The 12,891-nt window shown below is 67.1% G+C and carries 15 protein-coding genes; 10 read left to right on the top strand and 5 right to left on the bottom strand.

Annotated features, from left to right (window positions below; translation table 11 throughout):
* Positions 1–238 precede the first annotated feature (238 nt).
* From SM191_RS11630 to SM191_RS11615, 4 genes are all read left to right on the top strand, one after another.
* Entirely contained in the window at positions 239–379 is a 141-nt protein-coding gene (locus tag SM191_RS11630) for a hypothetical protein (protein WP_341506341.1), read from the top strand.
* A gap of 32 nt (positions 380–411) precedes the next feature.
* Positions 412–726 carry a phosphoribosyl-ATP diphosphatase gene (locus tag SM191_RS11625; RefSeq protein ID WP_341506381.1) on the top strand — a complete coding sequence of 105 codons (315 nt, stop codon included), beginning with the start codon at positions 412–414 and terminating at the stop codon, positions 724–726.
* 24 nt (positions 727–750) lie between these two features.
* A complete protein-coding gene (locus SM191_RS11620; RefSeq protein WP_341506340.1) occupies positions 751–1,128 on the top strand; it encodes a histidine triad nucleotide-binding protein in 378 nt (125 codons plus the stop codon).
* A gap of 264 nt (positions 1,129–1,392) precedes the next feature.
* Complete coding sequence (locus tag SM191_RS11615) at positions 1,393–2,931, top strand: amino acid permease (protein WP_341506339.1); 1,539 nt, start codon at positions 1,393–1,395, stop codon at positions 2,929–2,931.
* A 128-nt stretch (positions 2,932–3,059) separates the two neighbouring features.
* On the opposite strand, the gene SM191_RS11610 is transcribed toward SM191_RS11615, so the two are convergent.
* Entirely contained in the window at positions 3,060–4,052 is a 993-nt protein-coding gene (locus SM191_RS11610) for an adenosine kinase (protein WP_341506338.1), read from the bottom strand.
* Positions 4,053–4,193: 141 nt separating this feature from the next.
* On the opposite strand from SM191_RS11610, the gene SM191_RS11605 reads away from it, so the two are divergent.
* From SM191_RS11605 to SM191_RS11595, 3 genes are all read left to right on the top strand, one after another.
* Positions 4,194–4,871 (top strand): EI24 domain-containing protein, encoded by a 678-nt coding sequence (locus SM191_RS11605; RefSeq protein WP_341506337.1) that lies wholly within the window; start codon positions 4,194–4,196, stop codon positions 4,869–4,871.
* Complete coding sequence (locus SM191_RS11600; RefSeq protein ID WP_341506336.1) at positions 4,868–5,248, top strand: hypothetical protein; 381 nt, start codon at positions 4,868–4,870, stop codon at positions 5,246–5,248. Before SM191_RS11605 ends, SM191_RS11600 begins: the two co-directional genes overlap by 4 nt.
* Positions 5,249–5,494: 246 nt before the next feature.
* Complete coding sequence (locus tag SM191_RS11595) at positions 5,495–5,731, top strand: hypothetical protein (protein WP_267434425.1); 237 nt, start codon at positions 5,495–5,497, stop codon at positions 5,729–5,731.
* A gap of 111 nt (positions 5,732–5,842) precedes the next feature.
* On the opposite strand, the gene SM191_RS11590 is transcribed toward SM191_RS11595, so the two are convergent.
* Positions 5,843–6,253: an HIRAN domain-containing protein gene (locus tag SM191_RS11590; protein ID WP_341506335.1), complete on the bottom strand. Its 411-nt coding sequence runs from the start codon at positions 6,251–6,253 to the stop codon at positions 5,843–5,845.
* Positions 6,254–6,352: 99 nt separating this feature from the next.
* Here SM191_RS11590 and SM191_RS11585 point away from each other — a divergent pair, with 99 nt between their 5' ends.
* Together SM191_RS11585 and SM191_RS11580 are read left to right on the top strand one after the other, a co-directional pair.
* Entirely contained in the window at positions 6,353–8,215 is a 1,863-nt protein-coding gene (locus SM191_RS11585; protein WP_306998977.1) for a M1 family metallopeptidase, read from the top strand.
* A gap of 206 nt (positions 8,216–8,421) precedes the next feature.
* Complete coding sequence (locus SM191_RS11580; RefSeq protein ID WP_341506380.1) at positions 8,422–8,934, top strand: CHAP domain-containing protein; 513 nt, start codon at positions 8,422–8,424, stop codon at positions 8,932–8,934.
* A gap of 146 nt (positions 8,935–9,080) precedes the next feature.
* On the opposite strand, the gene msrB is transcribed toward SM191_RS11580, so the two are convergent.
* From msrB to SM191_RS11565, 3 genes are all read right to left on the bottom strand, one after another.
* A complete protein-coding gene (msrB, locus tag SM191_RS11575) occupies positions 9,081–9,575 on the bottom strand; it encodes a peptide-methionine (R)-S-oxide reductase MsrB (protein WP_341506334.1) in 495 nt (164 codons plus the stop codon).
* Positions 9,576–9,645: 70 nt separating this feature from the next.
* Positions 9,646–10,872 carry an ABC transporter permease gene (locus tag SM191_RS11570; RefSeq protein ID WP_341506333.1) on the bottom strand — a complete coding sequence of 409 codons (1,227 nt, stop codon included), beginning with the start codon at positions 10,870–10,872 and terminating at the stop codon, positions 9,646–9,648.
* Positions 10,869–11,786: an ABC transporter ATP-binding protein gene (locus SM191_RS11565; RefSeq protein ID WP_341506332.1), complete on the bottom strand. Its 918-nt coding sequence runs from the start codon at positions 11,784–11,786 to the stop codon at positions 10,869–10,871. The genes SM191_RS11570 and SM191_RS11565 overlap by 4 nt, the downstream gene beginning before the upstream one ends.
* Positions 11,787–11,826: 40 nt before the next feature.
* On the opposite strand from SM191_RS11565, the gene queG reads away from it, so the two are divergent.
* Positions 11,827–12,876 (top strand): tRNA epoxyqueuosine(34) reductase QueG, encoded by a 1,050-nt coding sequence (queG, locus tag SM191_RS11560; RefSeq protein WP_341506331.1) that lies wholly within the window; start codon positions 11,827–11,829, stop codon positions 12,874–12,876.
* The last annotated feature ends 15 nt before the right edge of the window (positions 12,877–12,891 follow it).

Raw genomic sequence — 12,891 nt, 5'->3', positions numbered from 1 at the left:
ACTGGCAAAGCGCTAGACGTGCGCTTCGACTTCGCTCAGCGTGAACGGAAGGCGAGCGGAAGACCTGCTGAGGCCGTGTGGAAGGCCAATCGCCAACCCCACAACCAGACTCTCCGCGCCTCCGCGCCTCCGCGCGAATCAAAAAATCTTCGCGTCCTCGCGTCTTCGCGTGAACCAAAATCCCCCGGATGACCCGCGCCCGGACGGCTGCTAAACTGCCCTCATGCCCCTCGCCATCATGACCGCCGCCAATGGCCACAACGATGTCATCACCCCGCGCACCCATCCGGAGCTGTCGGACATCGCGCTGTTCGTCTTTGCGATCGCGGCGATCTGGCTGCTGCGCAACCTGATGCGCCGCCGAAACCGCAAGGATTGACGCCGCCCGCCGCCTGCGCCACCCACGCCGCCATGGACATGCTCGACCGCCTCGAAGCCACGATCCGCGCGCGCCGGGACGAAGGCGACGCCGCCACCTCCTATGCCGCCAGCCTCTTTGCCAAGGGGCGACCCAAGATCGCGCAGAAGCTGGGCGAGGAAGCGGTCGAGACCGTGATCGCCGCCATGGCGCAGCCCGACAAGATCGTGTCCGAAGCCGCCGACCTGATGTTCCACCTGATCGTGCTGCTGACCGATACCGGCCATTCGCTGGACGATGTCAGGGCCGAACTGGCGCGGCGCGAGGGCGTGTCGGGGCATGACGAAAAGGCCGCGCGGCCTCGCTGACCCCTTTTGCGGAGAGTATCGACCATGCCGATCGACGCCACCCTGCCCTATGACGACCAGAATATCTTCGCGAAGATCCTGCGCGACGAAATCCCCTCGCGCCGCGTCTATGAGGATGAATGGGCGATCGCCTTCCACGACATCGCACCGCACGCACCGACCCATATCCTGGTGATCCCGCGCGGACCCTATGTGTCGTGGGACGATTTTTCGGCGCGGGGCAGCGAGGCGGAGATCGCCGGTTTCGTGCGCGCGGTCGGTCATGTCGCGCGGGAAGCGGGCGCGGTCGAGCCGGGATACCGGTTGCTCGCCAATATCGGGCCGGATGCGGGACAGGAAGTGCCGCATCTCCATGTCCACATCCTTGCGGGTAGGCCGCTCGGCCCGATGCTGGCAGGCTGATGGAGCCGATGGGCACACCCCTCCCGCAAGCGGGAGGGGATGGGGGAGGGCACGGGGTCTCGCAGAGAGCATCGCCCGTGGCTCTTGCCCCTCCCCAACCCCTCCCCCTGCCGGGAGGGGGGCTTAAATCCCCTCCCGTCGGCGCATCCCCGGCGTCTTAGGGATTGCGCGTAATAAAATTGCAGCTAACCTTCCGGATCATTCACCAGACACCGGGGGCGTTCCAGATAGGGGCCGCCCTTCCCTTGGGGGGATTGGACATTCATGATTTTCGGGCGCGTTAAGCCTCTGGACGCCATTTTGGCGACCGCCGAGAAGAAGGGGCTGCAACGATCGCTAGGCGCGTTCCAGCTCACCATGCTGGGTATCGGCGCCGTCATCGGCACGGGCATCTTCGTTCTGACCTCCGAAGCCGCGCAAAAGGCGGGGCCGGGGATGATGCTGTCCTTCGTGATGGCGGGCTTCGTCTGCGCCGTGGCGGCGCTCTGCTATTCCGAGCTGGCCTCGATGGTGCCAGTCGCGGGATCGGCCTATACCTATACCTATGCGGTCATGGGCGAGTTGCTCGCCTGGATGGTCGGCTGGGCGCTGATCCTGGAATATGCGGTGGGCGCGTCCGCCGTCGCGGTCGGCTGGTCCGGCTATGTCGTCGGGCAGATCCGCAATTTGCTGGGCATCGACATACCGATGGAATGGGTCAACGGCCCCTCCTCGGGCGGTTACATCAACCTGCCCGCCGTCGTCATCTCGCTGCTCGTCACCTGGCTGCTGGTCATCGGCACCACCGAGAGCGCGCGGTTCAACGCGATCCTCGTCGCGATCAAGGTCGCCGCCCTCACCCTGTTCATCGCCCTGTCGGTGCCGGTCATCAACGGCGCGCATTTCGAGCCGTTCATGCCCACCGGGCTGACCGGCGTCGCGGGGGCGGCGGCGTCGATCTTCTTCGCCTATGTCGGCTTCGACGCGGTGTCGACCGCCGCCGAGGAGACCAAGAACCCGCAGCGCAACGTGCCCATCGGCCTCATCGCCTCGCTGCTGTTCTGCACCGTCTTCTACCTGCTGGTGTCGGCAGGCGCGATCGGCTCGCCTTTGGGTGCGCAGCCGGTGCGCGATGCGGCGGGCACGGTGCTGTCGCCGGGTACGTCGGAACTCGCCGCACAGTGCAAGGCGATCGTCGCCAGCGGCGTGGCCGAGCCCCTGTCCTGCTCGCGCGAGGCGCTGGCGCATGTCCTGCGCACCATCGGCTGGGAAAAGATCGGCAATCTGATCGGCCTGGCCGCGACGCTGGCGCTGCCTTCGGTCGTCCTCATGATGATGTTCGGCCAGACGCGCGTGTTCTTCACCATGGCGCGCGACGGCCTGCTGCCCGAAAAGCTGGCCTCGGTGCATCCGCGCTATCACACGCCGCACGTCGTGACGATCGTGACCGGCATCGCCGCCACCATCGCCTCGGCCTTCCTGCCGGTCGGCAAGCTGGCGGACTATTCCAACTCGGGAACGCTGTTCGCCTTCTTCATGGTGGCGCTGTCGGTGATGGTACTGCGCAAGACCGATCCGACCCGCAAGCGTCCGTTCCGCACGCCCGCCGTGTGGGTCGTCGCGCCGCTGGCGATGGTGGGTTGCGCCTATCTCTACTTCTCGCTGCCGCTGATCGCGATCCTGGTCCTGCCGGGCTGGGGCGCGGTGGGTCTGGCGATCTATTTCCTCTACAGCCGCAAGCGCAGCTATGTCGGGCGTGGCATCATCGACGTGGTCGAGGACCCCGCGATGCAGCCGGAAATCGCCAAGCCGCTCGATCGCTGATCGGTTTCGGCAGGCATTAAAAAGGGCCCGGAGGAGCGATCCTCCGGGCCCTTTGCTTTGGGGGCCGTTGCCCCTCCACCATCCTTCGGATGGTCCCCCTCCCCAAGCACAGCTTGGGGAGGATTGGGTTACAGACCGGCGGCCAGGGCCTTCAGGTCGACCTGGGGCCGCGCGCCGAAATGGCTGATGATTTCGGCGGCACAGGCCGCGCCCAGGGTCAGCGAGGCCTTCAGGTCCTGCCCCTGCGTCTGGCCGTGCAGGAAGCCCGCCGCGAACAGATCGCCCGCGCCCGTGGTGTCGACCACCTTGTCGACCGGATGGGCAGGCACCGTCACCCGCTCGGGCCCACGCTGCGCCAGCGCACCCTTTTCGGCCAGCGTCACGACCAGAGTTTCGACCTTGTCCTTCAGCGACGCGATCGCCGCCTCGACATCGGCGGCCTCGGTCAGCGCGACGATCTCGGTCTCGTTGGCAAAGATCACGTCGATCATGCCGCCATCGATCAGCGCATGGAAATCGGCACGGTGGCGGTCGATCACGAACTCGGCCGAGGCGGTGAAGGCGACCTTGCGGCCCGCCGCCCGCGCGACGTCGATCGCGGCGCGCATCGCGGCGCGCGGCTCTTCCGGATCCCAGAGATAGCCCTCGATATAGAGATAGGCCGCATCCTCGATCAGCGAGCGGTCCAGCGCGCTGGCGGGCAGATAGTGCGAGGCCCCCAGGAAGGTGTTCATCGTCCGCTGCCCATCGGGGCTGACGAAGATCATGCAGCGACCCGTGGTCGGCTGCCCCGCGCGGACCGGCGTGTCGTAGCGGACACCGGCGGCGCGGATATCGTGCGCGAAGACCTCGCCAAGCTGATCGTCGGCGACCTGGCCGATGAACGCGGTCTTGCCGCCCAGCGCCGCGATGCCCGCCAGCGTGTTCGCCGCCGAGCCGCCCGAGATCTCGCGCCCCGGGCCCATCTTGGCATAAAGCGCATCGGCTTCCTCGGTCGAGAAGACCAGTTGCATTGCGCCCTTGGTCATGCCCTGCTCGGCGATGAAATCATCCTCGGCGGAGGCCAGGATGTCGACGATGGCATTGCCGATCGCCACCACGTCGTAAGTGGGCTTGGTCAAGTAACGGACTCCGGAGATAAAGCAGTTGGATGGAGCCGCCCTAGTCAGGGCCTACCCCCCGCGCAAGCCACGGTGCCGCACTGGGGCGACCATACCGGCGTCGCATTGACTTGAGGGCCCACGCCGCGCCATCCCGGACGCATGTTCCGCGCCTTTTTCCTGTCGCTGGCCCAATTGGGCGATCCGGCCATCCGCCGGGTGCTGGTCCGTTCGCTGGCGGTCACCTTCGCGCTGTTCGCCGCCGCCGGGGTGGCGATGTGGTGGGGCGTCCGTGCGGCCCTGACCGGGTGGCTGGGCGCGCAGGCGGGCGGATGGTCGGCGGCGCTGACCCTGGTGGTCGAGTTTCTGGCGCTATGGCTCGCCTTTCGCGCGGTCGCGGTGGCGGTCGTCGGTATCTTCGCCGACAACATCGTCGCGGCGGTGGAGGCCAGGCACTATCCCCAGGCGCTGGCGAGCGCGCGGCCGGTGGCGCTGGCGCGGGGCATGGCCATGGGCCTGGGATCGGCGCTCCGGGTGATCGCGGTCAACCTGTTGCTCCTGCCGCTCTACATCGTGCTGCTCGCGACCGGCGTGGGGACGGCGGCGGCGTTCCTGCTGGTCAATGCCTGGCTGTTGTCGCGCGACCTGGGCGACATGGTGGCGGCGCGGCATATGGACGGCCCCGCCATGCGTCGCTGGCGCAAGGCGACCGGGCCTGCCCGCTTCCTGTTGGGACTTGCCGCCGCCGCCCTGTTCGTGGTTCCGGGGCTGAACCTGCTCGCGCCCGTCCTGGGGGCAAGCATGGCGACCCATTTCTTTCACAAGAGACGACAGCCATGATCCGGTTCCCCGCGCCGCTGCTGCTCCCCCTGATCCTGCTGGCCGGCTGTACCGTGCAGCAAACCGCCGCCCCGGTTCGCAGCACCGGCATGGCCCCGGTGGCGGTGCCCTATACCAGCGTCGGGCTGGAGCGCGTGCTGGGCCAGGACGCCGCCGGGCTGACCAAGCTGTTCGGCAATCCCGATGCCGATGTCCGCGAAGGGGCCGCGCGCAAGTTGCAGTTCCAGGGCAGCTTCTGCGTGCTCGACGCCTATCTCTATCCCAAGGACGGGTCGGAGCCGCGCGTCACCTATCTCGACGCGCGCGAGCCCGATGGCAGCGCGATCGACCGGGCGAGTTGCGTCGCGGCGCTGACCCGGCGCGACGGCGGACGCTGATGCCGCCAGACCTGTGGATCGCCTTCGCCCCCACGACCTCGGCAATCAGCGGAGCGGCGATCCATCCATAATGGAACGATTTTTCCTGACACTATAGTTAACAGGATTTCAGACTTCGAAAATGTTCCCCGCAGTTGCAAAAAAATTGGTGCGGTGCAGGAACAAATTTACTGTGGCGCGCGTATGCGCTATCGGGACGATGAACACCACCGCGTCTTGGCGGTAGTTCGCCATGGGAGATTGAGTATGATGAAGTTCCTGTCTGCTGTTGCCGCCACCGCTCTGGTCGCTGCTCCGGTTGCTGCTGCTCCGACGAACCCGGCCGCCAGCCTGTCGGTTTCGAAGTCGGTTCGCGCGTCGGCTCCGACCGCCAAGAACAACAAGCTGGCCGGTGCGGGCATCCTGGCCGCGATCATCGCTGCTGGCGTCGTTGCCATCGGCGTTGTCGCGATCGTCAAGGACGACGACGCGGACAGCAACTGATCGTCGCGGGCGGCGGAAACCCCGCCCGGACCATTGGCGCATGGGAAACCATGCGGGGGAAGGGAGCCGTTTTCGGCTCCCTTTTTCGTTGGGCGATCGCCGGAACGCGGATCACGCCCCCCATTCGGGACCGTCCGGATCGGGATAGAAGCCATCGTCCCCGAGCGGCGCGACGGGATCGACTGGTTCACGCTCCGGCGGCAAGGTAGGCGCGCCGCCGCCGAAACGGACGCGGATATAGGCGACCGATCCCCTCAGCCCCTGATAGATGGCGCTCACCTCTTCCCCGCGCCGCAATCGCGCCCCGATCAGCGGCGCGCGTTCGGCGGAGAGATAACCGAGTTGCACCTCGCGCTGGCTGAACACCGCCACCGCATGGGGATCATGCCGGTTGCGCGGCTCGGGGCGCAGCGTCACCGGATCGCCGATCGCGGATGCCAGCCATTCGAAACGCCGGTTGCTCCGCGCCTTGTCCTCATTGGGAAAGTCGATCCCCACCACCGCCAGCGTCATCTCGTCCATGCGCCTTTAGCTGGTGCGCCGAAGTCCATCCGTCCAGAGCTCTAACATTCCCGGACAATCCGGCTATGGTGCAATCATCCTGTCCCATTCGGAGTGCCCATGTCCCTGGCCGCCCTGGCGATGTTGCTCGCCGTCCAAACTCCCGCCGCCGCCCCGCAGACCGCGCCCGTACTGACCAGCGCCGACGCGCGTGACGTGCATAGCTTCGCCCGCCCGCTGGAGGCGCGGGTCACCCATGTCTCGCTCAACCTCTATGCCGATTTCGACAGCCATGTGATGCGCGGCATCGCGACCCTGTCGGTCGATGCCAAGCCGAATGCCAAGACGCTGGTCGTCGACGACAACGGCCTGCGCATCGTCACCGTCACCGATGCACAGAACCGCCCCCTGCCCTATAGCATCGGCAAGGGCGATGCGGTGCACGGCGCGCCGCTGACCATCACGCTGAACGGGCAGCGCATTGTGCGGATCGCCTATGCCTCCGCGCCGGGCGCCAAGGCGCTGCAATGGCTGTCGCCCGAACAGACGGCGGGCAAGAAACACCCCTATCTGTTCAGCCAGGGCGAGGCGATCCTCAACCGCAGCTGGATCCCGACGCAGGATTCGCCGGGCATCCGCCAGACCTGGGACGCCACCGTCAATGCGCCCTGCGACCTGACCGTGGTGATGAGCGGCGAGCGGGTCGCCAAATCCCCGTGCGAGGATGGCCGCCACACCGCCAGCTATCGCATGGACAAGCCGGTCGCCCCCTATCTGATCGCGCTGGCGATCGGCGACCTGCAATTCCGCCCGCTCAGCCGCAATACCGGCATCTGGACCGAGCCCGCGATGCTCGACAAGGCGGCGTGGGAATTCGCCGGTCTCGACACGTTCGTGACCGCTGCCGAGGGGCTTTACGGTCCGTATCGCTGGGGTCGGTACGACGTGCTGGTCCTGCCGCCCAGCTTCCCGTTCGGCGGCATGGAGAACCCCATGCTCACCTTCGCCACGCCGACCGTGCTGGCGGGCGACCGCAGCCTGGTCAGCCTGATCGCGCATGAACTGGCGCATAGCTGGTCGGGCAACCTCGTGACCAATGCGACCTGGGACGATTTCTGGCTGAACGAGGGCTTCACCAGCTATTTCGAGAACCGGATCATGGAGTCGATGTACGGCAAGCGCCGTGCCGCGATGGAGGCGGACCTGGCCTGGACCGACATGCAGAATGCGGTGAAGGAAGCCGGTGGGCCCGCCTCGCCCGATACCAAGCTGCATCTTGATCTCGATGCGAAGCGCGATCCCGACGACGGCATGACCCAGATCGCCTATGACAAGGGCGCGACCTTCCTGCGCACCATCGAGTCGGTGGTCGGCCGTGCACGCTGGGACACTTACTTGCGCGGCTATTTCGATCGCCACGCCTTTCAGCCGCAGACCAGCGCGGGCTTCCTCGCCGACCTGAAGGCGAACCTGCTCAAGCCCGGTGAGGCGGAGAGGATCGGCGTCGATGCCTGGGTCTATCAGCCCGGCATTCCCGCCAATGCGGTCCATGTCCGCTCCGACGCCTTCCCCGCGATCGATGCGGCGGCGAAGGCCTTTGCGGCGGGCGGTCCGGTGGCGGCGCTGCCCGACAAGGTCACGACGCAGGAATATGTCCGCTTCCTCGACCAGTTGCCGCGCCAGCTTTCCGCCGACCGGCTCGCCGCGCTGGATGGACGCTTTCATTGGAACGAGACGGGCAATAGCGAGATCCGCTTCGCCTGGCTGCGGCTGGCGCTCGCCAATCGCTACGCGCCCGCCGAGGCGTCCGCCGAGCAGTTCCTGACCTCGCAGGGCCGCCGCAAGTTCGTCGCGCCGCTGTTCCAGCAGCTTCAGGGACAGGGCGAATGGGGACAGGCGCTCGCCAAGCGAATCTACGACAAGGCGCGTCCCGGTTATCATTCGGTCACACAGGTTACCGTGGATCGCCTGCTCGGACGATGAACCGAGTATCTTCGACGGCGAAACGAGGAACGAAATTTTCGTTTCGCCGCCGGATTTTCAGGTCACCGCCGCCGAAACACCGTTCACCGGATATGGTTCCAGCCCGCCTTTCCAAGCCGTTTGGCCCCGGTTAATCGACACTCACACCGACATTCCGACCGGGGGGTCCTGTGAAGTTCAAGGCATTTGCAGTGCGATTCGCGCTGATGGCATCGTGCGGCCTGATGATGGCCACCCCTGCTGCCGCGCAGTTCTGGCAGTGTGCCCCCTATGCCCGCGAGATTTCGGGCATCGATCTTCACGGCAACGCCAACACCTGGTGGGGCCAGGCCGAGGGCCGCTACGAGCGTGGCCACACCCCGCAGCCGGGCTCGGTCCTCGCCTTCGACGCCACCCGCCGGATGCGCGTCGGCCATGTCGCGATGGTCAGCAAGGTCGTCAGCGACCGCGAAGTCCTCCTCACCCATGCCAACTGGTCGCGCCGTGGCGGCATCGAGCGCGACGTCCGCGCGATCGACGTCTCGCCGAACAACGACTGGTCGATGGTCAAGGTCTGGTACGGCCCCAATGGCGACCTGGGCACCTCCGCCTATCCGACCAAGGGCTTCATCTATTCCGGCCACAAGAGCAACGTCGCCGACCTCCCCGCCACCCAGATCGCCTCGCGCGACAATGGCCGTGTCAGCGGCATCCTGACCTTCGCCGCTCCGGTCGAGTAAACTTCCTGCTTTTGGGGCAGATGGCCCCGTCCAGCCGCAAGCGCGAACGGCTGTGGGTTTCGTATTCCGGCAAGGGGCCGGTTCAACACTCCTGACACCCGTTCAGCCTGAGCGAAGTCGAAGGCCACAGGGAATCCCCGCGCGAATCAAGCCGCCCGGAACGTCATCGCCACGCCGTTCATGCAATAGCGCTTCCCCGTAGGCTTGGGCCCATCGTCGAAGACATGGCCGAGATGCCCGCCACAGCGGCTGCAATGCACCTCCACCCGCGCCATCATCAGCGACCGATCGCTGCGCGTCCCCACGGCCCGGGGCAATGGCGCCCAGAAGCTCGGCCAGCCGGTGCCGCTCTCGAACTTGGTCTTGGACGAAAAGACCGGCTGCGCGCATCCCTTGCAGGCAAAGACGCCGCTGCGATGCTCGTCGTTGAGCGGACTGGAATAGGGACGCTCGGTCCCCTCCTGACGCAACACATTATAGGCCGCCGGGCCCAGCTTCTGCCGCCAGGCCGCGTCGCTCATCGCAACCGGAAAGCGCTCCGCCGCCTCGGCTTCCCGCCCGCAGGCGGACAGGCCCGCACCCAGGGCGCCCAGCCCCATCAGCGACAGAAAAGCGCGGCGATCGGAAGGCGATGCGGTCATAAACCCAAGATAGGAAGGGGCCCCCCTCGGGATAAGGGCCCCTAATCCATCGAAGATCAGGAGGAGCGGATCACGCCCCCTTGCGCCGCCAGAAGGGCCGCACGCTGCCCGACTGCAACACGCCCCGCCGGAACAGCCGCGCGCCCAGCGTCACGAAGATCGCCACCCACAGCGCCTGCCAGGCCAGCGCCACCGCATGCGGCCAGAGCGAATCGCTCGCCGCCGCCATCCCCGCCATCGCGAAGGGCGAGGAGAGCGGGAACACTTCGGCGATCACCGCCAGCCAGCTATCGGGCTTGGACAGGCCGCTCAGCGTCAGGGTGAACATGCCCACCTGCACGATGGTGATCGGCAGCGACAGCATCTGGATCTCGCGCATGGTCGAGGCCTGCGCGCCGATCGTCAGGAACACCGATCCGAGCAGCAGATAGGCCATGGTGAAATAGGTCACGAACAACAGGGTGAACATCGGCAGGCCGACCGCCGGGGACAGTTCGCCCACCATGCCACTGAACGCAGGCGGCAGCAGGCTGGTCACCTGGCCCAGCACCGTGCCCCAGAAGCCGATGAACAGCACCGCCACCCCGAACATGCCCAGCAGCTTGCCCAGGAACACCGCCTCCAGCGGCACGGCGGCGGCGAGCACCTCGATCACCTTGTTCGACCGCTCCTCCGCCATGGTGCCGACGACCTGTCCCGCCAGGAACAGGGTCAGGAAGAAGACGCCGAACACCGCCAGGAAGGCGGTCTGGTTCTGCCCGCCCAGCGTCGCGCGCTGGCGGCTGAACGGCACCTTGGTGGCCTCGACCCTGGGCAGTTCGCCGCCCAGCCGCTCGGCCGACAGCGCGCTGCTCGCCAATACCGTCAAATAATCGGCCGCCCGCGTGCCCCGGGGGCCATACAGGATGGTCGGCCGGTCGAGCGGACCATAGAGTATCGCCGTCGCGTCATAGTCGCCGGATTCGAACGCCTTGCGCGCCTGGACCCCAGGCTCGCCCGAGGGGGTGAGGATCGCCAGCGCGGGCGGTTCCTCGTCGCGGCGGAAGACGATGCGCGCGCGCTTGTCCGCCTCGACAAAGGCGCCCGCCACCGCGTTGGGCACGATCGCGACGATGCGCACATGGTCGGCACCGTGATCCGCCGCCTGCGCCGCGCCCATCGCGCCGATGGTGCTGAACGCCACCATGATCAGCGGTGCGAACAGGAACAGCAGGAAGATCGGCGTGAAGACGGTCGCGACGAAATCGCGGCGTGCGATCGTCATGGTCTGGCGGAGCAATCGACGTGTCCGGCTCATGCCGCCTTCTCCTCGACCGGCTCGCCGACGATGCGGACAAAGGCCTCGTGCAGGCTGGGCCGCTCGATCGACAGGTTCATGATCCCCGCTCCCGCCGCCAGCAGCCGTCCCAGCACCGGTTCGATCCCCTCATCGGGCAGGACGAAGCGCCAATCCTCCCCCTCCCGCACCGCGTCGGTGGGAAGCAGGTCGGGGGACGCCCGCTCGGGGTCGCGCGGGCGATAGCGGACGCGCGAACGCAGCGTGCCGCGCGCCTCGTCCACCGTCCCCTCGAACCGCCGCTGCCCGCCCGCGATGATGGCGAGGCGGTCGCACAGCCGCTCGGCATGGGCCATGACATGGGTGGAGAACAGGATGGTCGCGCCCCGGTCGCGCTCGCCCAGTATCAATGCCTCCAGCCGTTCCTGATTGACCGGATCGAGCCCCGAAAAGGGTTCGTCCAGCACGAGCAGCCGGGGCCGGTGGACGACCGAGCCGAGCAACTGCACCAACTGCGCCATGCCCTTGGACAATTTGCGGATCTTGGTATCGGCGGCATGGCCCAGCCCGGCTTGGTCGAGCAGTTCGACCGCGCGTGCCCGCCCGGTCGCCCAGTCGAGTCCGCGCAGCGCCCCCATGAAGGCGATCGCCTCGCGCGCCTTCATCGCGGGGTAGAGCCCTCGCTCCTCGGGCAGATAGCCGACCAGATCGCTGGCCTCGCGCGGATGGTCATGACCGAGCAGCGTGCGCCGGCCCTCGTCGGGCTCGATAATGCCCAGCAGCATCCGCAGCGTCGTCGTCTTGCCCGCGCCGTTGGGCCCCAGAACACCGTAAACCGCGCCGGTCGGAACCGCGATGTCGACGCCGTCCACCACACGCCGGTCGCCAAATCGCTTGGCGAGGCCCGAGGCGCTGACCGCCCACTGATTATCCACGCAACTGTTCCTCCCTGAACGGCTGTGGTAGCGGGCGGACGTGGCGCAAGACAAGCTGGAAACCCGGATTAAGGCGAAGGCGGCGGAACTGGGCTTTGCCGCGATCGGCATCACCCATGCCGACGCCGCGCCGAAAACGGTCGAGCGCCTCCACCAATGGCTGGCCGAGGGGCGGCACGGATCGATGATCTGGATGGCCGACCGCGCGCACCAGCGACAAAGCCCGGCCAGCCTGTGGCCGGGGGTGAAGTCGGTCATCTCATTGGGCGTCAGCTATGCCCCCGCCGAAGACCCGATGCGGCTGGCGGATCAGGGGCGGATCGGCCGCATCTCGGTCTATGCGCAGGGGGCCGACTATCATGACGTGGTGAAGCGCCAGTTGAAGGCGCTGGGCCGCTGGCTGGCGCGGGAAGCGGGTTGCGACCTCAAGGTCTTCGTCGACACCGCGCCGGTGATGGAAAAGCCGCTGGCCGAAGCGGCGGGACTCGGCTGGCAGGGCAAGCACACCAATCTGGTCAGCCGCGACCATGGCAGTTGGCTGTTCCTGGGGGCGATCTACACCACGCTGGAACTGGAGCCCGATGCGGTGGCGCGCGATACGTGCGGGCGGTGCGACGCGTGCCAGCGGGCCTGCCCGACCAATGCCTTCCCCGCCCCCTATCAACTCGATGCGCGGCGGTGCATCTCCTATCTGACGATCGAACATGCCGGGCCGATCCCGGAGGAATTCCGGGCGGCGATCGGCAACCGCATCTATGGCTGCGACGATTGCCTGGCGGTGTGCCCGTGGAACAAGTTCGCGGCGGCGGCGCAGGCGAACATGGCCTTTCACCCCCGCGCGGAACTGACCGCGCCGGAGCTGGGGGATGTGCTGTCGCTGGACGATGCCGGGTTCCGGCAGGTCTTCTCGGGCTCGCCGATCAAGCGGATCGGGCGCAACCGGATGATACGCAACGCGGCGATCGCGGCGGGGAATAGCGGGGCGGCGGAGTTGGTGCCGGTGCTGCGGGGGTTGCTGGGGGATGACGATCCGGTGGTGGTGGAGGCGGCGGAGTGGGCATTGGGGCGGCTGGGCGAGTCGGTCGCCTAGCCACCAACCCTCCCC

The sequence above is a fragment of the Sphingomonas sp. 2378 genome (assembly GCF_038084995.1).
Lineage (GTDB): Bacteria > Pseudomonadota > Alphaproteobacteria > Sphingomonadales > Sphingomonadaceae > Sphingomonas.
Note: the sequence above shows the minus strand (reverse complement) of the source record. Positions and strands in the feature narration are given on the sequence as shown.